This window comes from Nitrospira japonica, from assembly GCF_900169565.1.
GTDB classification, from domain to species: domain Bacteria; phylum Nitrospirota; class Nitrospiria; order Nitrospirales; family Nitrospiraceae; genus Nitrospira_C; species Nitrospira_C japonica_A.
The window spans coordinates 1,192,585-1,214,175 of sequence record NZ_LT828648.1 but is presented as its reverse complement, the minus strand read 5'-3'; the positions used below and the strand labels follow the sequence as shown (position 1 = coordinate 1,214,175).

Genomic DNA, 21,591 nt, shown 5'->3' with positions numbered 1-21,591 from the left:
TATGAAGTCGATGCGCCTCAGTTTTCTTTTTCACCCGGACAAGTGCTCGCAGCTGGATTTGTGAGGAGACACATATGGCAACACGTCATCGAACGTCATCAGGGAGAGGGAATGTAGGGCGCAATGCTGGCCGGGCTTATCCAGGACACATCATCAAAGTCGGTATAAAAGACAACGCTTCTGTACGGGCTGTGCAGCAGCGACTCAATGAAGTAGGGTGTGGGCCGCTTTTAGTCAGCGGTGACTTTAACAGTTCGACGCGATCTGCCGTTCGACTGTTTCAGGCTCGAACAGTAGATGGGCAGGGTCAGGCATTGAAAGTGGACAGTGTAGTAGGTCCTCTGACCTGGACAGCGTTGTTCGGTCAACAGGCGCTACCTGCTATCACTGATCAGCCTATCTCACTGCTATTAAAAGCATGTCTTAATATTGCTGCCTCGCAAGTCGGTGTCATGGAAGACCCTGCAGGTTCAAATCGGGGGCCTCAAGTCGACGAATATATCCGATCAGTTCGCTTGGATCCCTCGGCAGGAAGTTATCCCTGGTGTGCCGCTTTTGTATATTGGTCGTTTGAAAGAGCTGCGGCTAGGGTGGGAATCGCTAATCCCGTTGTGTGCACGGCAGGCGTCCTCGATCATTGGAAGAAGGCGGCCAAAGCAGGCGCTAGGCTGATACTTCCAGAAGAACTGCTTGACGATTTGTCACTTCTGAAACCTGGGCTCATCTTTACTATGAGCACTGGAGGAGGAAACGGTCATATGGGCTTGGTAGAAGGCTTTCGTGATGATCGGTTGATTACGATCGAAGGAAACACGAACCTCTCAGGCGGTCGAGAAGGGATTGGCGTTTTCCGGAGAACCGGCAGAAAGGTATCGGAAATAACCAAAGGGTTTATTAGCTACGATTCGTAGGCGCTGTTAGGCCGATAAAAGCCAGGTGTTAGTACAGTGGTCAATGTACAGAACAGTTCGATTGCAAATCCCATCCAAAACGGATGTGGCTTCTGTGCACGACCTGTCGACGATAGACCGGTTGCTCGCCTAGAAGGGGTAAAAGATCAGTTAAATTACACGTATTAGATTTATTTATATTGACACCTTAGTCCGCAGCGAATAATTTACCTTCCTCTTCAATTCTTCAGCGAGCCGTTGCCATCATTGAGGCTGAAATGCATCAATTGGCAGTTGGTGTAGCAACCTATTCCTCCGCATTTCAAACTACTTTCACTGCCGCGCACAATTACTGGGCAGAAGTGTCATCAGTAGGAGCAGGTTCGTGTACTCCTAATGATGGTCACCTCAATGGGAGTACACCATGAAGTGGACTTCGCTTAAGGGTCGTTTGGAAACTCTTCCGCTCGTGCTCGCTGGCCCCATGCTGCGTAAGGTCACACCTGATTCAGTAACTGTTTGGTTTGCTCTGAAAGAGTCGGTCTCCGAAGTCTACCTCGAGGTTCTAAATGACATGGGTCAGCCAGTCATGAGCGGGACTCGTCCAACTATTGCCATCGGAACAAACCTTCATTTGGTTGCAGTTACGGCAACCATTATTCCTCCTCGGGTTGAACTTGAAAAGAATATTGTCTACCGATATCAGGTTGAATTCCGATCCAATGGCACTACGACGAAACTTGCTGATGTAATCGACATCAGGGCAAAACTTGCATACGAGCCGTACGATCTGCCTAGCTTCTGCTTGCCGCCAGAAGATCTAAACCAGTTACGGCTGATACAGGGCTCTTGCCGCAAGCCGCATGGACGCGGGAAGGACGCTCTTGCCATTCTTGATGATTTGATTGCCCAGGCGACCTCGAGCCAGCGGCCACTGGCTCGCCCGCATCAACTCTTGCTTACGGGTGATCAGATCTACGCAGATGATGTATCGGAATCACTGTTGATGGTCCTCATTGATGCTGCCAAGATTCTGATCGGTCAAGAATACGTTCCAGGGATTATAGGTCCTGCCCGCAAAATCGGCGCCAGTACTTCTGACGACTTTTACGACTTTAACCATCCTATTCCTGCCTGTCTCCGTGCATTCGTCCTCCTATCCCCCGGTCCGGGACGTTTTTCTATCAGGCCGGGCTTCACATCTTCCGCCATGGAGAATCATCTGATGTCTCTGGGTGAATATTTGAGTATGTATCTATTCGTCTGGTCCGACGTTCTGTGGCCCAGCGTAATGCCCACATTCGATGAGCTCGCCGCCGAGGTCTATACACTTATTCCCAAGGAAGATGGGCTCTCCACGTTGAAGCGTAAGACAATCCAGACGAGGACAGAACGGGTCGCTGAATTTTTTAGGACACTACCCCAAGTTCGACGCGCGCTGGCAAATATTCCAACCTACATGATGTTCGATGATCATGAGATAACTGACGATTGGAACATGACACGCCAATTCTGCAGTGATGTGTATAGTTCTGACCTCGGCCTGCGCATCGTGCAGAACGCCCTTGTTGCCTACGCACTCTGTCAACATTGGGGGAATGCACCTGAGCAATTCGAGGCAGCCAATTCAGCGCTTCCAGGTACCGCTCTTCTGCAACTTCTTGACAAAGGGACAGCAGAACAATACGGAGCACATTCTCCAGACATCCTCACTCTCATCGGAGTGCATCGGATTAATGATGCGCTTGGTTTGTCGTCTGACTACGACCTCTATCATGATGAGGGACAATCGCTCGTGTACAACTTTACCGTCGAGGGCCCTAAGCATCATGTGATCTTCACGGACACCCGCACGTGGCGCTCATTCAAGAAAGATGAAGAGGGATCGCATATGCTTTCAGCGAGTCAATTAAAGGTACAAATCTACGATAAGAGACCTAAACATGGAAATAAAGCGCTGCTCGTCGTGTTGTCCACTAACGCGCCACCAATCCAGCCGATACGCGTGGCCAGCGCCCATAGCGGGGCATCTAATACATTCGAACACTACCCCGATATATATGAGGCATGGGAGTGCCCTTCAGCCGCATTTGATCGTCTCCTTGTCACTCTTACCGATATGCTGCCGATACTCGGAGAGACGAAACACTACGGTCATATAGTTGTGCTGTCTGGCGACGTCCATCATAGCTTCGCCTCCCGCCTCGTCTACAAAGCCAAATCACGATTTGAGGATTTGGAAGCGCAGCCTGCAACAGCAATAATTGCTCAGCTAGTGACGAGTCCATTTAAGAATGAAGATAATGACACCATTGGGGTGCATCGCGACGGATATGATTTTGCTCCGTGGTGGGGAGAACCCTTAGTTCCCCCTCACCGGCCCGAATTTTATATAGGACCAATCGACGGCGCCACCGTGTATGCAAAAAATGTGTTCATTTCCGACGAGCCCGGTTATCGGTATAGTCTCGAGTATCTTATCGCCTCCAACAAAGGGGTTTCACTTTCTCCGCGTCCCTTAATCCCTCTCGTCCCTACCGACGGTACGGAAGATCCCTTCAAAATGATGGCAAGAGCTTATCGTGAGGCTTCCGAAATCATCCGAAGATACAACCGCACTCTCAAAAAGAAACAAGAAATCGTAGGGCGCAACAATATCGGCGAGATCGAGTTTGAAAGTGCTGAGAAAATAAATCACAAATTGCGCTGGTGGCACCCCGATCGCGGAGACCTATGGGTCGAGACCCTCTACGAGGTTAGCCTTGAACCTTGGGTTGAGCCGAATCCTAGGGGAGTATGAGTAAGACCCTTTTCAATCTACTCATTGAAGAAATTGATGGCTTTCTCGCTATATCAAGCAGAGCCATTAAGCGCCCACAGGCGCTACGCCGGCTCATGACAGACATCGGCACGTCAACGTCCAAAGAAGACGTCGATAGGATTATCGGGGCGCTGGGTATGGTAGACGGTCTCCGGGCCCAACTTGTTTCCTTGATAGCGCGACCATCACCTTCACTGAATCATCTCGCGTCTTTACTTGACGTATCACGGCAAGCAGTCGCTGCAATCCGCTCAATAAGAGGCACCGGTGGGAACCCCAGCGGGGTCGAAGGCTTGGGCGAGTATTTGGCGAATCTCTTGATTACCATCTACTTGAAGGACCGATTTCCACTTGCACGGCATGTGGCCGTGCTATTGACGCTAATAGAACCCGCTGAGGAACAGCACGACCAAAATCCACTGAGCCACGACCGTTTCCACATTTATCGCGTGATCGACCTCGTGCGGGATCCCAAGACGACACTTTGTGCTGAATACGTCAACGCTCTTGCCACAACGGCTGATGCAGGGGCGATGGCGAAAAAACTTTTTCTCAGACTGGCTCGCCTATTTCGCGAGGTAGGAGTTTCCTGCTGTTATAGCTTTAACCCAGAAGATGAGGATCTGCTCGGTGACGCGGCACCCTTAATGCGGTATGCCTTAATCGTCTATGTTGATGACCTTTTCGCAAATGCCTCTGCGGAGGCTGGTGTCGTGCTTGGGATCTCGTCCGCTGACCAAGGTGATCTCGGCCTGGTGATGAGCCCATTTGGTTCGATTACCTCCACCAAGGACGTTGGCGCATGGACAGTTTCAAACCATGTCACAGCTGGGGTGGACGTAATTGCCTACGGCCGTCATGGCATAACGCTCTCGGCGAGCACAGGGACCACAGAAGCGACGGCAAGCTTCTCCGCAACGCTTGAGGGACAAGAAGATACACCGGGGTTTGTTCTCGGCGCTCCGGGCTCAACACGCATTGAGGTAGGAGGCGCACGGCTCAGAATCGAGACCTCGCTCTCTGAAACACGGCAATCGCTTGCGATTTCTGCCGACGTATTCTCCTCAGCCCTGATCATCGCGCCTGCCAACGGTGACGGCTTCCTCAGCAGCATTCTGCCGGCGAACGGTATGCGGGCCAACTTCGATCTCGGCCTGGCCTGGTCCAACGAACGAGGACTGACACTGCGTGGCAGCACGGGGCTGGACGCAACCTTACCAATTGGGCTTGCGATAGGTGGGCTGAAGGTGCCGACCGTTCATCTCCGGCTGCATGCCGGCGACAAAGGCTTGGAAACAGAAGCATCGGCCACACTCGTGCTCCGGCTTGGCCCCGTAGAAGCAACGATAGAGCGAGTGGGACTCGCTGCTGACCTAACTTTCCCCCAAACTGGGGGCAATCTTGGTGTGGCGGATCTGGACTTCCGTTTCAAGCCTCCCACCGGCGTCGGCCTCACGATCGATGCCGGCGTCGTACATGGGGGAGGCTTTCTTTCCTTCGATCCTCAGCAAGCTCAGTATGCGGGTGTGCTCTACCTGGAGATGCAAGGCGGCATCGCCGTGCGGGCCCTTGGGCTGATTCATACGCGGCTGCCGGGCGGCCAGAACGGATTTTCCCTTGTTGTGGTGATCACCGCCGAAGGCTTCAAGCCGATCCCGCTTGGCTTGGGGTTCATGCTCCGGGGAATCGGTGGGCTTCTCGGCATCCATCGAACAGCGAACGAAGACGCCATTCAGCTAGGTATGCGCGCCAACACGCTCGACGGTATCCTCGCACCGGCTGATCCGGTCCGCAATGGGCCTCAATATCTAAGTGCACTCAACACGGTGTTTCCTCCGGCACAGGATCATCATCTCTTTGGGCCGGTCGTGCAGATTACGTGGGGCACTCCACCCCTTGCCATCATTCGCTTAGCCTTCATTGTGGAATTCGGCGTGCGCACCAGGGCACTAATGGTTGGGCACCTTTCGGCGATCCTTCCCAGGCAGGAGCTGGATCTTGTCCGCCTCCAGATGTACGTCTTTGGCGGAATCGATTTCGCGCAAGAGCGGGCCTTTCTCGATGCGGTGCTGCACGACTCGCGTTTGCTGAACAAATACGTCATCACCGGCGAGATGCGGATGCGGATGACTTGGAACCGGAATCCGTCTTTTATCCTGGCGATCGGCGGGGTGCATCCGGACTTTACGCCTCCCCCTGGACTTGAGCCGATGCCCCGCCTCGCCATCGTACTAGCGAATTCCGACGATCTGAAGCTCCGGTGCGAGGCGTATTTCGCCATCACTTCCAACACCGTCCAGTTCGGCGCGCACGTGCATTTGTTCGCGAAAAAATCGAAATTCAGTGTCGAAGGTATGGCAGGCTTCGATGTGCTGATTCAATTTAACCCATTTCATTTCGTCGCGGCGCTGCATGCATCATTGGAATTGAAGGCCTTCGGCCGAAGCCTCTTCATGGTGTCCTTCGAGGGCGAACTGTCCGGCCCGCGTCCGTTACATGTTCGGGGGAAAGCCACATTTAAGATCTGGATCTTTAGGAAATCGGTGTCATTCGACACGACCCTTATCGAAGGGGAATCTCCCCCGGTTCCCGAGTCGACTGATGTGGCCAGACTGTTGCGAGAAGCGTTGAGCCAGCCGGCCGCGTGGAGCGCGGCTCTGCCGCGCACGCTTTCGAGATTGGTGAGTCTGCGTGAGATTGACGACTCGACGGGGATACGCATGCACCCGCTGGGTCTCCTGACGATCAAACAAAATGTCGTGCCGTTGAACCTTCTGATCACACGGTTTGGGACAACGCCCGTCGCTGGCGGGCCGCAGGAATTCCAAATCCAACAACTTCAGATCGGCATAGGAGGTGTTGACACCGAACCGGTACGTGATCACTTTGCCCCGGCCCAGTTTCGTGACATGTCGGATGATGAGAAGTTGTCGAGCCCGTCGTTTGAATTGTTAGAAGCTGGGATCCAGGCTACAACCCAACAGGCGGAGCATGGCGCTCCACTCACGACTACAGTGGAGTATGAAGAAAAGATCATCCCCAAACCGGCTGGCCCGCCGCCTCCACGCCATACGATGGACGCCGGGATTGCCGCTCGACTTTCGCGGTGGAGCGCAGCTGGTCTGCACGCAGCCAAACACTCCGGGCCAAACCGCTACCGAGCTCCCGCCCTAAAACTGCCGACTCGGAGCAAGATCTTCCGATTGGTCTCAAAGTCCAATCTTACGAAACGGCTCAATTCGACGGACTTCGTTACCTACGCTGAAGCTGATGCTGCGAAGAGAAAGCTGAATTTTACGGAACAAGCGGGTCTGCAGATTGTGGCCGTAACGCCTTGATCGGAGGTCGCGCTCCATGGCCGATACTACTGTTCGCCATTTTCTCCCCTGGGTTCGGCACGGTACGGCGAATGCGATCACCACGATAGATTCGCTCTCACGAAACCAGCCGGCACAAGTATCAATATCGGCGAAGATCACACTGAATGCGCTCGACCTTCCACCGACAGAGTTGCGTCTCTACGGGCCTGGAGATGTGACAGCCTTGGATCCGTCGCAAATCGTGCGCATGGAGCCGCGCCCACACACGACGACATTCGAAAGCAACTTGTTTCCTCACATCGAATTCGATCGGCCTGACGTTCCATGGTTATTCACCCCGGCCAAAACGGGATCGAACGACCAACTCCGTCCCTGGATTGTCCTGGCCGTTGTGAAACCACAGGAGGGTATCCGTCTGGGGAGACGAAGGGGGCTTGCTCTGCCGGTCCTCGACATTCGTGCGCCCGCCCGCCCAGATGCTGAGTTGCCCAATCTTCAGGAATCCTGGGCCTGGACGCACGCGGAGATCATCGGCAGTTCCGCAGACAGCACGTCCACTCTGAAGGCCGCACTCGAAGGGGCTCCAGAGCGGACGGTCTCACGACTGTTGTGCCCTCGTCGCCTAGAGCCATTAACCGCCTACACCGCCTGCGTAATCCCTGCGTTTGAGGTGGGCCGCAAGACGGGCCTTGGGCTTCCATTGTCGGATGCAGATCTTGCCGAGCTGGCCCCGGCTTGGGTACCGAATGCTGCGGAGGTCTTGCTGCCGGTTTACTACTCCTGGACATTTAGCACGGGGCAACTAGGAGACTTTGAATTCCTCATCGACCAGCTCAAAACACCACGCCCTATTCCTGCCGAGGTCGGCATTCGGCCGCTAGACATTGGTCATCCGGGCTTCGGTTTGCCAGATCGGCCCGACTCGATCATTTCCATGCATGGAGTTTTACTGCCCGTTCGCACCGATCCTGCACCTGTCTCTGCTGTGCCCGACGCACTCCGGAGTTCGCTCGCCAAAATCCTCAATGCACCTGAGGAAGCGCGTGCGAATCCATCCAACGACCTTATCGTGGCTCCCCCTATCTATGGTGGTCCTTATGCGGATATCCGTCGTGTTGAACTTCCCACCACAGCGTCGCATTCATGGGTGCATGAACTCAACCTCGATCCGCGCCACCGCATTGCAGCTGCCTTAGGGACACGCATCGTGCAGGAAGATCAGGAATTTCTCATGGCCTCGGCCTGGGAGCAACTGCCGGCCATCCAACAGATCAACCGTGATCGACGGCTGCGCCAACTGGCTCAGGTCACACGGACCGCGACGTTTGAAAAGCATGTGCGCCCACTGAGCCCCGATGCCCTGTTACAGATTGTCGGGCCCAGCCTGGCAAAACTTCACGCTACCACTGAAGGCATGGGGACGGTTGCCGATGAAATTGGATCGAGCACGTTCCCCACGTTTTCGAGAACCGTCTTGCGTCGGGTGGCTCGATCGCGCGGGCCGTTAAATCGGCGGGCACTCCCTTCTTCCAATCTGAATACGCATCCTCCTCGTCCTCTGGTCAAATTGTTGGATCAACCACGCCAACCAGTCTCCAACGCCGCTGTACCCCGGGATACAGGCATGATTTCAATCATGCGGATTTCCGGCGGGGCCAAGACCCCTTTGGTCGATGCTAAGAAACTCACTCCGTCGACGGTGCAGAAAACTCAAGGAATTAGTTATACCTCGGTACTCGGCCATTGGATGCGTAGGCGCGGCTCCGCTGTATTTCGCCAAGCCGCTGTCGATCATCTCAATAGCATCCGACCCATAAGACTACGTGCCAAAAGTCTCAGTAGCGTCAACATTCGAACGCTCTTTGCCGACTTGAGCCCGCTGTCGCCTCGTAAGGTCACCCCGACAAGCACAGTTCGACCGCAGACCGACGAGGAGCCGCTGGCCGCTATACCGCAATTTCCCCATCCAATGTCAGAGCGTCTGATTGCGCTCGCCCCGGACATGTTGCTTCCCGGACTCGAACGAGTCGAGCCGAACAGTGTGGCACTTGTCGAGCCGAACATGCGCTTCATTGAAGCCTTCATGGTTGGTCTCAACCATGAGATGGGGCGCGAACTGTTGTGGCGCGAGTATCCCACCGATTTGCGCGGTACGTTCTTCCGGAAGTTCTGGGACCAACGCGGGGCGCCGGAGAACAGCCCTTCGCTGGCGCTCGCCCCTCTCACCGAATGGAACCGAACGTTAGGAAATAATGCTACACAAAGGTCAGGGAAATTGCCGTTGATTGTCCTCATCCGGAGCGAGCTTTTTCGACGCTACCCCACCTCGATTGTCTACGCGGCCGCGGCTATCGGCCAGCCGACAGCGTTGAGACCGGATCATGCCAATGCCCAGACTGTACGGTACCCTCTATTTCGAGGATTTACCGAGCCCGACATTACCTTCTTCGGTTTCGATCTGACCAAAGCGCAGATCGTTGGCGGGGCACAGGGCGACGGGGGGCTGGGGTATTTCTTGATCATTCAACAACAGCCGGGCGAGCCATCTTTTGGCCTCGATCTTGGCGACGCGATTAAAGTGGGTGACACGCCCGTACCAATCGAATCATGGAACGACCTGACATGGCGGCATCTGGTGCGCTCTGAGGCCGAACTCATGACACTCAGTCATGTGCGTGTGGCGCTGGGCCAGCCTTCATTACCCGACACATCGGCGAATCGCTCCGAGGCTCGGTGGGGGACCAATGCCGCCCACATGGCATGCATTACCTTGCAGCACCCTGTTCGGTTCGCCATTCACGCAAACCAGCTGCCCTTAACCGGCTCGTGAGACGGCGACATGCCCGATCCAAAATTAATTGACGCTGATCATCCGTTGGCCCTCTTTCCGGTTCGACTGGAGACCCGCTTTTTCGGAACCGAGTTGAGGATTCGTGTCTACCCCGATGATATCCATATCGATACCCATGAACCAGAGCTCACCACCGAGGAACTCCTGTGGGGAAAGCACTTTCATGAACTCGTGTGGCGCGCTGGTGGCAATATGGAACGCACGACGGTCGCCTGGGCGCAGCTTGCCGATCGGTTCGGCGCCGAACGCGCGGCCTATGTGGCCCTCCAACTTACCCCAGTGAATCAGGGTGATCGTCCTTCCATCGAATTGAGTCCTGCGCAGCCGTTTACGGCTCCCCCCCAATTTCCTTCTGTCGCAAGCAGACCGGCCGGCGAGGGGCAGGACACCTGGACCCGCGCGCCCAGAACATCTGTGTTGCCTGATCGGTGGTTGGCCACCGCCTTCGTGAGTCTGAAGCCTCCGGTCACGGGTACGGGATTGCCCATTAAAGACCCACTTCCAGTAGGACCGAATCCTCAAGCGCAGATTCCAGAGAATCCTGAGCAGATACCCGTCGATGAAGACATGCGCTGGATGATTGAATTCGACGAAGCGGAAAAGGTGGGGATGGCGCTTCGTCTCCGCTTTCCACCGCCGGCTCCTGGTAGCTCGCTGCTCATCAATCGGCTCATTGTCTACGGGGTGAAAGCGTCGCTGACTCCGGAGAGTGGCGCCCTCCGTGTCAGAGAACTCTTAACTGCCCATCAGTTCACTGAAGGGCTAAGTATCTTGGCGCAGGGGACACGGACCAATAACACGGATGACATCCAATCGGAGTTTTCTTCTGGTAAGACCACTTCTGAGAAGATCGTCAGAACGGTGGTGGGTGAACCGCTGTATCAGACAAGCCAGCAATGCGACGGCGTCGCGTTGTGTCGAGCATTAGGATTTCCGCTCGATGCGTTGACTCGGATTGTTGGGGCAGACAACAAAGAACAGTTGTGTGCGCAACATATGAATCGTGCTATGTGGCCGGCGACCTGGGGCTACTATCTGGACCAAATGCTGAATGGACTGTTTCCCGAGGCGGAGATGGACAAAATTCTCTCATGGTCCCGCAGCCATTTTATAGGCTTCGTACGGGCGAGCGGTCCGCTGCCGGCCGTTCGAGTTGGGCGGCAACCCTATGGGTTTCTACCTGTCACCTCGTTAGAAATGTGGAAACCTGTCCCAGGGGAGGGCGATCAGCCGAACATTGAAGCAGAAGTCATCAACTTTCTCCGCCGCCATCGCTCCGGGTGGCTTAGTGCCAGTGGCTTTGCGCCCCATATCAGGCAGTCGGCGGATCCCGATGAGGACTTTCTTCGTATCTTTTCTATGGACGGTCTGTCTTCTCGCTACGTGGTGCGGAACGTACTGGGTGAACTATATGCCAAAGACCTCCTGCTATTCATGGGAATGCTTTCCAGGGAAACGAGCCCTCCCACCGATTCCACATTTAACAAATGGACGAACACTCATGTCGCCATGGCAGCCGCGTCTCTTCTTCAAGCGGGGCTTCGTACTCCATTTATGCCGGGACCATTTCCACCCTTGTCGTTGGCCTTACACGACACTGACGCCCACCGCATTGACGCCCTTCCCATAGTTCAACCGCATGGTCAAGAAGCCGCCATCGCTTCGCTGTTGAAACAAGATTTCAGCACCCTCCTCAAAATCTCACCACCGTATAGCCTGCTCCAGCTGCTCCTGCGTCACGCCTTGCTGCTTGAGCTATCTGCCGCTGCCACACGAAAGCTGGGCGTTCGATCGCCGAGCCAACGCAAAGAACCTGAGTACATAGAACTTAATCAATCTACCAAAGTGGAAACGCCTGTGGGCCGTATCAGGCGGGCCTGGCCAACGATTGATAACTTGCGACTACCTGCCGCCTCGTTCTTAGATGACGCGAATCGAGACTTCGAGAAGAGTCTGCGATTGTTGGCAGGTCTCCACACCGAGCAACTCGACGTCCTCTTTCGCGGAACTCTTGACCTCTCGAGTCATCGACTGGACGCCTGGATTACGTCGTTTGCCACCAGGCGTCTTCGGACTATGCGGACTCAGAAGCCGACGGGGGTCTATGTCGGGGCATATGGATGGGTGGAAAATCTTCAAGCTACTGCACCCCTTCCCAGAGTTTCCCCGCCGCCAGGGGAGACAGAACCACTAAGTCAGGTCGCCGAAAATCCTGGATTTATACATGCTCCCTCTCTGGATCAGGCGGCGACCGCCGCTGTGCTGCGTAGCGGTCAATTGTCTCGTGCCCTATTAGAGAAGAAAGACCTCTTAGCGATCAACCTTTCCTCTGAGCGCGCGAGGCTGGCTCAATGGCTATTGGATGGCGTGAGAGCCGGTCAGCCTCTGGGTGCGCTGCTTGGATACAGACTGGAACGTGGCCTACACGATCATTCACTGGATCGTTTCATTCACCGGCTTCGAAAGCTCGATCCGTTGGCCGCAGTCAGGGTCACCGAGGCAGAGGGCGAATCCGACGGATCCTCCGAATCAATTCGTGCTTCCCATGTCGTCGATGGACTGAAATTGTATCGTCGCTGGATAGAAGATGGTGAAGAATTTAGGAAGCAGGTGAGGAATATCGATGCTGGCGGGGACACGAGTCTTCCCCCCAGCCCGACGGAACTCGCCGCGCTGGAATCGGAGCTGCGGTCGCTAGGCAATGTCATCGATGCTGTCAGCGATGCACTGCTCGCGGAGAGCGTGCACCAAATCGTCCGCGGTAATCCGACGAGGGCCGCTGCGACGCTCGATGCACTGGAACGAGGCGAGGCTCCTCCCCCCGAACTTGAAGTCTTGCGTACGCCTCGCTCGGGATCGGGACTTACCCACCGCCTGTGTGTGATAGGTTCGCCGTCAAAGACTCTCCTAGATTGGCCAGACGCCAATACGCCACGAGCACAGGCCGAACCGTGGCTCAACGCATGGATCGCAAAGCTGCTGGGCAATCCCCGAAACGTACGCTGTCGGATTGAGGAGGTAGACCCGTCCACCGGCGCATTCCTTAGCCTAGTTGACTGGAGACTCAGCGAACTTCCGATGTCACCTCTCGATATTGTGTACACCTCGGCATCCACCGAGGGAGCACAGCAATCCGATCTTGAACAGCGGATCCTTTATGCTGTGCGGCGCAGCCTGCCACATCTTCCCTCCGAGTCAGAGCTGAGATTCAATCAGCAGCGAGATCCCGCTTGGCCTCTCACTGATCTGTGTTGGCTTGAGTTCACCGAGCAAGTGCGTGCGGTTCGGCACTTGATCATGGGTGTGCGGCCGCTGGACGCCGCTGATCTGACGCTAGGCCATCTGCAGAGAGGTGAGGGTATTGGTTTAGAAGATCTCAGACAGCGTGCCGACCGTGCCGCGATGCTGTTTCGTGACGCTCTGTCCGCGATGCAAAAAACACTTGCCGTACCCGAGACCGCCCCACTTGAACGGTTGCGCGAGGAGATGTTGACACTGGCTGCCTTCGGGCTCCCCGGCGGCGTTCCGCTCGCGGCATCTGCCGAAAGTGATGCCGCTCGACAGGTGCTGATCTCGCAAGGCGTATCCATAGAAAAGGAAGCCGCCGCGCGGCTTGTAAAGATCGACCGTAACGACAAAGCCTTGAATGCCACAGGGCTCTCGGACGAAGCGAGGCTGGAGCGTTATCTCGAGCGGCTTAAATTGGTCTTTGGTGAAGATTTCGTTATTTGTCCTCGGGTGATCGTTCCAGATCTTGCCGCTCTTGAAACGGCCTTGGCGGCCAGTACTGACCTGCAGGGCGGCGATCCGTTTGCCGTCGTGACCTTTCACCAACGCCTCGCCCGAGTGCGTGAGCCTATCGCTCGACTTGACGAGGCACTACGGAATGCCGAAGCCCTGGGGGCAGGCGATAGTCTGACACTGAGGGTGGCACAACTTCCGTACCAGCCGGGCGACCGCTGGATCGGACTGCCGAAAAGTGATGACAAACCGCTGGCCACCGGACGGCTCTCCCTGATTGCACATCTGGTAGGAGAGATTCAGCTCACAGAACCACTCGCAGGGTTGATGATCGACGAATGGGTGGAGGTGGTTCCGAATGAGCGAGAAACGACCGGTATCGTATTCCAATATGATCGGCCCGATGCCTGCGCACCCCAAGCGGTTCTTTTGGCCGTTCCACCCAATCCTGCTGAGCAAAACTTCTGGACGTCAACATCCCTCCTGCAAGTTCTCCAGGAATCCCTAGATTTGGCTCACATTCGGGCCGTGACACCTGATCTGCTCGATCAGGGACAATACCTGCCGGCCCTCTATTTCGCGCTGAACTCAAAAAACGATACGATCAGCACCAATTTCCTCAACCCGGGCAACAACGTCATGCCCTCTCCGCAAGGTGAGCATCGAGACTTTGACGTCGACGGACCGTAACGGTAAGGATGTCTTATGCCTTCGATAACCACGTGGACACGATTAGAACCAGACGCAACTCATACTCCACTCACCGACACACTCCAAGCGAAGGTGTATGATCCCTTATGGCTGCTGGCTCGTCAGTGGCAGTTAGGGGAGTTTCAAGGACAGGATTGCGGATCTCCCGTTACCGCCGTGCTACGTGGCGATTCAGCTCAACTGACGCGCGTTCACCTAGGAACACCGTCCTCCCCATCGATTCAAGGGGAGGCCTACGACGCGGGTCAGGTGCCGCTTGAAAGCCTCGTAGAAAGAGAGCCGTTCCGGTACTCCACCTCTCAGCCGTCTATGGGGTTGGGAGCTGCCGCCGAAGCTGGTCAACACTTTCTTCGTCTTCTTGGACAGAAATCGTTTGGAACACGATACCACGCAGCGTTTACCAAGCACTTTCCCATGGCGCCTCCAACAGCGGAGGAGATCGCCACATGGGGTGCAGCTGCATTGCGATTTCTCCATATTATGGCTGGGCGAGTACCTGACGGCGCGGCCTTAGTTGCGGCTCTCCGAAAGGGAGCGCTTCCTGCTGAGCTCGGCATTGATTCCAGCCATGAGGGAGACGTCCGCGAGGTCGGTCGCGTGTTTGTCCTATGGTATGAGCAACTGGTCAGCGAGCCGGTCAGCCGTGTCGTCGCCAATTCGGCATGGTCATCACAGCGGATGGAATATGCATTCTCTATCTCTGCTCCGTTAGCGTCGATCACACCGCCAGCTACCTTTCGGGAAACAGTGCTAAGGGCGCAAGAGTATCCTGGTGGATCCCTCGATTGGTTTCACTTCGATCTTGCCCCAGGGTTGTCCCTTGGAGCCGATGGTGATGCTGACGGCAAGAATTCCTCTCCGATCTTGCAAACCGTGATCCCCTCGCCAGTGAGCTATAGTGGTATGCCAGAAACCCGATGGTGGGAGTTTGAAGATGCGACGGTCAACTTTGGCGCTGTTGATTCGGGACCGGAAGATCTTGCCCGGATGCTATTGATCGAGTTCGCCGTTACGTATGGCAATGATTGGTTCGTGATTCCTGTCGAACTGCCCATTGGCTCGCTATCAACGATTCAGTCGCTGATCGTCAGCGACACGTTCGGCGTGCGCACCCTGATTCCCTCTATCAAAGCATCCACGCACCCAACCTCGCCGTTCTGGCGCATGTTCAGTCATTCGCTGGCTCGCGGGACGGACATGAGCACAAGCGCGGCCGGTGAGGAGCGAGACCTGTTCTTTCTGGCCCCCACACTTCGACGTACTCTTGAAGGAAAACCCGTCGACGAGGTGCTACTCATTCGAGACGAGATGGCTAACATGGCGTGGGGGATTGAAGGCCATGCCGAAGGACCCTCTGGCCGTTCCGTCAACCGCCGCGAAGCCTATAGTGAAAAACTTAAACGGCGTGAACCAGGCTTCCAACCCACGTCTCAACAAGACATCTCGGCTTGGCGCCTGGCTACGGAGGTTCCTGACTATTGGGTCCCTTTGATTCCCGTCCTCGCACGGCCAAACGAAGGAGGCATCATGTTTCGCCGTGGAGCTACCCTTCGTCAAGACGGATCGTTACGAAGTGACACTGCGCAGGGACGGCTCATGAATCCAGTTCCGGGAACTTCACTCGATATTTTCGAAGAGGAAATTCCGCGCGAAGGCGTCCGGCTCACGCGTGCGTATCAGCATGCACGGTGGCTCAGCGGTAGTTCTCTGCTGTGGCTTGGCAGACGCAAACATCCGGGGCGCGGAGAAGGATCAAGTGGGTTGCGTTTTGATGTCTCATAGAAAAGCAGGCTTACTTCGGCGCTGCAATGCCAAGTTCTCGTGAACGACACCAAACGCATTTATCGTGGAGGATGGACACACTTCCTGGGTTCAACGGTGGCTTTTGCTACGTTAACCGCTTCAGAGACCTGGTTGCGTCATGCAGAGAGCAACGATCAATCCAGTGCTCAGTTCCGTAGGACCGAGACCGGGATGCATTTCGACAAAATCTACCAAGTAACTATTGATACTCCTCAAGTGGTGAAAGCTGACTTAATACTAAGGTCAGTATACGGCGTTTTGTTTTCTCAGAGCCTAGTTTTTAGGTCAGCAGGTATTCTACGAGACCACACCAGTAGCAGCAGGGGATATGGCTCCAGCTTCACCCAGTCCTGGATTGTAGACATCTCTAGAACTAGCTTCCTGCGGGTTCGATAGATTAGTTCAGTTTAGTAGAGACCTATGACCCTGATTACACTTGAGGTAGTCGGTTGAGAACGCATGACAGAAATCAGGGTCCGGAACCTACAAGAATCCTTTTGACCTAATTTCTCCTACATTCCATCTATGGGCCTCTATTTTTAAAGGAATACCTCATCGTGATTCATCCGCCGCAGGACCGTTACAGGCATCAAATGGCATAACGATGGCTAGGGCGTCAATCTGCATGGAGGACAAATGATGGGTTGCCAAAGGCGAGCGAGGAACAGTACGAGACTGACCATGCTCTGCAATGCGCTTGTGCTCGTGTCAATCTTTAGTGGGGGCTGGTTTGCAAGCGTGCAAGCAGAGGCGCTCCCTATCTCATGTCCCACAACGACAGCAGAGGAAAAGGAGGGGATGCGTCGGCTTGCCCTCATCGTCGGCATAGGCGTGTACAAGGATTCTCGACTCAAACAACTAAAAGGGGCTCCACTAGATGCGCAACACATGTATGACTTACTAACAGGCGCAGGAGGTTATGGATTTCCAAGGCCAAATGTCTGCCTATTACGTGATGCAGCTGCTACAGTGACAAATTTCAAGACTGCATTTGACCAGGGACTCATTAAGCGTGCAAAGCCGAACGATGTGGTTGTGGTTTATTTTGCTGGGCATGGCTCTACACGAAAAGATACGAATGGTGATGAAGGAGACGGTACGGATGAAACGCTTGTGTTCCATGATTCGCGGACACAGGACGTGCACGATCTGCTCGATGATGAGTTCAACACTCTGCTTGCAGCGCTTCATCAGCGAACGCAACGTATAACCGTTATCCTGGACTCCTGTAATTCAGGCACCGCAGCACGCGCGGATGCTGCCTCCTTGACCGCCCGCTTTCAGGAACCCGAAACCCTTCCTACTGCAGTTCTCAGTGGGTCAGCCGCAAGCCAAGCCGACGGCAGTCCAACGTTCACGCCCATGGATCTACCAGGACTGGTCCTGTTAGCAGCAGCAGCAGATGGGACCTCCGCACTGGAAAGCCCCGATGGAGGCATCTTCACCAATGCGCTTATGACGGTACTAAGCGCCGCCCCGAAGCCTCCGTTATCGTATACACAAGTGTCCTACCAAGTGCGCCCGCTTGTAGCCGCCCGTAGCTCGCAAGTACCGTACTTTCACGGAGACCTTTCGGGAGTCGTCTTCGGAAACGAAAAGCGTTCTCACCCTATGGGACTTCGCGTCAGCGCCATCAAGCTGCCCAATCTCACGCTCAGTGGACCTCCATTGCCAGGGCTCGGACTCAATGCAGAACTGCGCGTCTTCGACGGCCAAGCTCTTGGCCCCGACACCCTGGATCCCAAAAAGGCGAAAGCAACCCTCATCGTCGAGAACTCGACAGGCCTCCGCGCCACTGGTCGCATTATAGGAAAGGGTCCAAACCTCATACCTATTAAGGAAGGCGACTTAGCAGTGTTGATTCGTCCAGCTGATTCTTTTCTCAGGCTATCGGTACGCTTGCGCTCGCCTACCCAGCCGGGCGGCATTCCACTTCAACGCGCCACCGCGATTCAGGAGATCGTTGACGATGATCCCGACACGAAGCTCATGGTGCAACTAGTCACAGATGAGACGACGCCCGTCGCTTTCGAGTTAAGTGTTCAAGACAATAACCGCATCGTACTTCGGGACAGCGAGAATCGCATCCGGAACCATTATCAGGATGGGGATACTGAGGCGGTTTTGATTGCCAACAATCTCTGGCAACATGCCCGACAGCTAGCCTTAAAGCATCTGACGGGTGAAGGCGGACGGGTCTTCAGGGATGGGGAGACACTGCAAGTTAGTTTAGTACCTGAGTCCACAGGTCAAACTTCCTGTGCTCGAAAAGCCACGTGGGACCAGGCAAAACCAAATGAGCCACAGAACATACCCCTATGCTTTCGGTATCAAATCAAGGTCACGCTCGACGCCCAAGCCCGGGTACCATTGCTGGTTGGGGGCGCTATCCTCTCATCCGATGGAGGCATCCTCAGTTTTTCCAACATGTTGCATGAACCATTATACCCGGGGAGGAGTCGGATATTTAGCACACCATTTCATGGTCTTCCCCCCTTAGATATCGAAGATCAGATTATGGTGTTTGGCACTCACGTCGCCAATCCCATCGATTGGGGCGCGCTTACCTCCAGGGTAGCGGACGGAGCCAGGACGCTGAGGGATCCCGCTAGTACGACTAGCGGCTTGGGTCATGCCTTGGGACGTTATCTCGTGCCGGGAATGCGTGGACAAGCCGAAGTGACTGTCGTCGAGGATAGCGCGTGGACGCGCACGAGCCTCCCTGTTAAAGTTCGAGCCAACGCCAACTTTCTTGAGTCACCTCAAGACGGCACACAGCAAAGTGAGATCAACAAGCGTGAATATACCATCGCCAATTTCGATATTCGTCCATACCTGCCGGACGATAAAAAGACAGCCCTCTATAAAGTACTTTGGCAAGCCGATTCGCTAGCAAAGTATTCCCGTATGGAACACGACGGTGTGAGTTATAAACAGCATCCGTGGATTGAATCCACAGATGCGGACAATCTGAGAAAAGGCATCGATTGTTCACGAGCCATCTGGTTTACCTTTACTCGCGCCGGGCTTGCATACAACAAGCAAGGGAACGCTTACGTATCGACGGTAGACATGGTCAAACCCCAAGGACCCATGGCCGACGAGTTTCTAAGCTGTCCTGCTGATCCGCAGATAGGCGATGTACTGGTCTTTCGCGATGACACCCGTGGCGATGGCCACACCGTCATGGTCATCGATCCGGTCAAACGAATTGCCTGGGGCTCGCACGGCTGGGACGGGAATGTGAAAGAGAGCAAGATGTCCGATACAGGCGTTGAATATCAATTAATCAAATACAAGAAAGACTGGACGCGGTGGGACCGGCCCACCATGAAGCAGAAGGCCTGCTGGCGGTATCGTCAGATTGCGGCTGAAACCATGACGTCACGGGGACAGCCTAGTGCGGACGCCCTAAACACATCTTGCGAGGAATCGCAGTGTCTCGAAGAGAACCTGCCAGATGAGACTTTCATGCAAGCTATCCAGGAGAAAAAGCCATGACATTCCCCATCACTGTCCCACTTGTCGGGGTCCTAGTCTTCTGGCTTTCCCCGGCGTGGGCAGAGATGTTGGTGGATTGCTTATACGGATGTGAGGGGCCAGGGACGAACCAGAGTGCAAATCTGATATTGCGGAAGCAGGAATCCACGCCGGTCATGATTCGATGGACTGCGCCTGAGAATCCTCAGGCGACAGTACAGATCACCCTTTATGCTGGCAACCCTGCCATGCAAGAGACGATTCCGGAGCGTGGAGCTCTTCAATTTCGTATGACAGAGGCGGGGAAATGGGAAGCTACTCATGAATTTTCCGGCACGGAACTCGGGCGAGGAACGTTCCTGACGGTAGTGACTCAACGACCCCAAGGGGCAGAACGTGAGGCATCCGGTGAAGACGAAACTATCCTAGATTGGCGTGCGTTCCGGTTGCTCACGAAGTCCGAACAGCAACGGAAGGAACAGGGAGTACGGCCTGGAGGAGAGGGCTCGGTGATGATCGCGCCCGCACTGCTCCAAGCCTCGTCTGGACATGGCACATTGCCTCCCGCACGGGGGGGAGACAAGCGGGCATGGTGGTCGCTTGCGGACCTGGAGGGCAACACATCGGATGTGGATCTTGATGGAGACGCGAGCGGCATCCCCGGACTAACTCTCCAAGTGTCGACGCCCTGGCCTAGCAGTGCGACGGAGGATTGGAAGCAGTCTATTAGGCAGCACATCTCGGGCGTCGCAGGCCATCAAGTACGGTTTGGCGAGTTGGAGTGGTGGGAAAAACCAGACCGCAGGATTACCTTGGGCAAGAGTAAACAGCCCATCGACCTCCGTCACTATTACACGGTGATCACGCTTTTTACCAACGCGACAGTGAAGTCTTTTAATGATAAGGAGATAGGAGGAAATCATTGGTTCATCGATCCTACCTACTTCGCTCATGAAACCAGCGCGCGGCTCAAGCACACGGAGGATCCGCGCTTCTGGGCCTCGTATAGTCGCCGTGAGCATAGCACTGATCCACGGCTCCTCCACATGCTGTACCGCCAGGTCGCGCGAGACGGCACAGTACCTGGGTTGGGCCTCGTTCAACGGGACGACGGCGATGGCGGGCCCGTGATTTATACGGCAGGCTTCTACGCTACGGTCCGTCCATGGGAATCAACGACCACCACAAAAAGGCGAGCCACAGCAGGGTTCGTGGGACTCGATGTGGTGGCGGCAAGAGCGGGGATTGGGGGGCTTGTTATAACAGGCAGCGCAGGGGCTTCCGCATTGGAGCCTATTTGGTGTCAAGTGATTCGATGTGGGACGTCGGCGAAGGGACTGGATTTAGACAAGCCGCCGGAAGGCTATGAGGCCACGCAAGCGGTGGCCTCGTTGGCCACCCTCTCTGGCGAACTGCCTATGATCGCCGAAAACCCTGAGCTGGCTGAGCGGTTCACCCCTTCAGAAGACGCCTCCTCGCAGGCCGAGGCGCCAGCCGATGATGTGTTGGCTGCATTGCCGGCTCGTGTACGATTTGGTGTCTCTGCCAATCTTCGCTCGGGTGCGCTCCTTCAAAGAGGATCGTGGGGCTATATCCAGAATCTCGTGCCCATCAATGCATATGCGCAGTTCGTGGTGAAACTGACCGTCGCCATGATTCCTGAGGCGCAGCTGGTAACTAGTGACGAACCGATAATGCCGATGCCTGTCGAGATGACCAATAGTATTACGGTGCCACCGCCGCCCAAAGCCTGGTGGTCATGGCCCACTGAACACCCACTGCTTCTGCTGGCAGGGGCAGGACTGCTGCTTACGGGAATTCTCATTTTTGTGCCCGGAGGTATCCCCTTGCTGCGGTCGATCATGAAAGTGGTCACTCAGGTACTGCAGCTCGCAGTTGATGTCATCAACCACTTTATCAAGAAAGTGGCGGCTTTAGTGCACAAGAAACTAGAGGGCTGAATGAGTTTCTGAC

General features: G+C 55.2%; 8 protein-coding genes. All 8 read left to right on the top strand.

All coding sequences use genetic code 11. From position 1 onward, the window contains the following. Window positions 1-74: 74 nt before the first annotated feature. The 8 genes from NSJP_RS05765 to NSJP_RS05725 all read left to right on the top strand — a co-directional run bounded on the left by NSJP_RS05765 (window position 75) and on the right by NSJP_RS05725 (window position 21,578). The gene (locus tag NSJP_RS05765; RefSeq protein WP_080885969.1) at window positions 75-911 is read left to right on the top strand and encodes a peptidoglycan-binding protein; all 837 of its coding nucleotides are present in this window, start codon (window positions 75-77) and stop codon (window positions 909-911) included. 403 nt (window positions 912-1,314) lie between these two features. Continuing rightward, entirely contained in the window at window positions 1,315-3,690 is a 2,376-nt protein-coding gene (locus NSJP_RS05760) for a metallophosphoesterase family protein (RefSeq protein ID WP_080885968.1), read from the top strand. 338 nt (window positions 3,691-4,028) lie between these two features. After that, a complete protein-coding gene (locus NSJP_RS05755) occupies window positions 4,029-7,049 on the top strand; it encodes a DUF6603 domain-containing protein (protein ID WP_172834193.1) in 3,021 nt (1,006 codons plus the stop codon). 16 nt (window positions 7,050-7,065) lie between these two features. Then, complete coding sequence (locus tag NSJP_RS05750) at window positions 7,066-9,861, top strand: hypothetical protein (protein WP_080885966.1); 2,796 nt, start codon at window positions 7,066-7,068, stop codon at window positions 9,859-9,861. 9 nt (window positions 9,862-9,870) lie between these two features. Then, complete coding sequence (locus tag NSJP_RS05740; protein WP_155969922.1) at window positions 9,871-14,313, top strand: hypothetical protein; 4,443 nt, start codon at window positions 9,871-9,873, stop codon at window positions 14,311-14,313. A gap of 330 nt (window positions 14,314-14,643) precedes the next feature. Further along, the gene (locus NSJP_RS19170; RefSeq protein ID WP_172834192.1) at window positions 14,644-16,116 is read left to right on the top strand and encodes a hypothetical protein; all 1,473 of its coding nucleotides are present in this window, start codon (window positions 14,644-14,646) and stop codon (window positions 16,114-16,116) included. Window positions 16,117-16,935: 819 nt separating this feature from the next. Then, the gene (locus NSJP_RS05730; RefSeq protein ID WP_172834191.1) at window positions 16,936-19,638 is read left to right on the top strand and encodes a caspase family protein; all 2,703 of its coding nucleotides are present in this window, start codon (window positions 16,936-16,938) and stop codon (window positions 19,636-19,638) included. 155 nt (window positions 19,639-19,793) lie between these two features. After that, complete coding sequence (locus NSJP_RS05725; RefSeq protein WP_155969918.1) at window positions 19,794-21,578, top strand: hypothetical protein; 1,785 nt, start codon at window positions 19,794-19,796, stop codon at window positions 21,576-21,578. Window positions 21,579-21,591 lie beyond the last annotated feature (13 nt).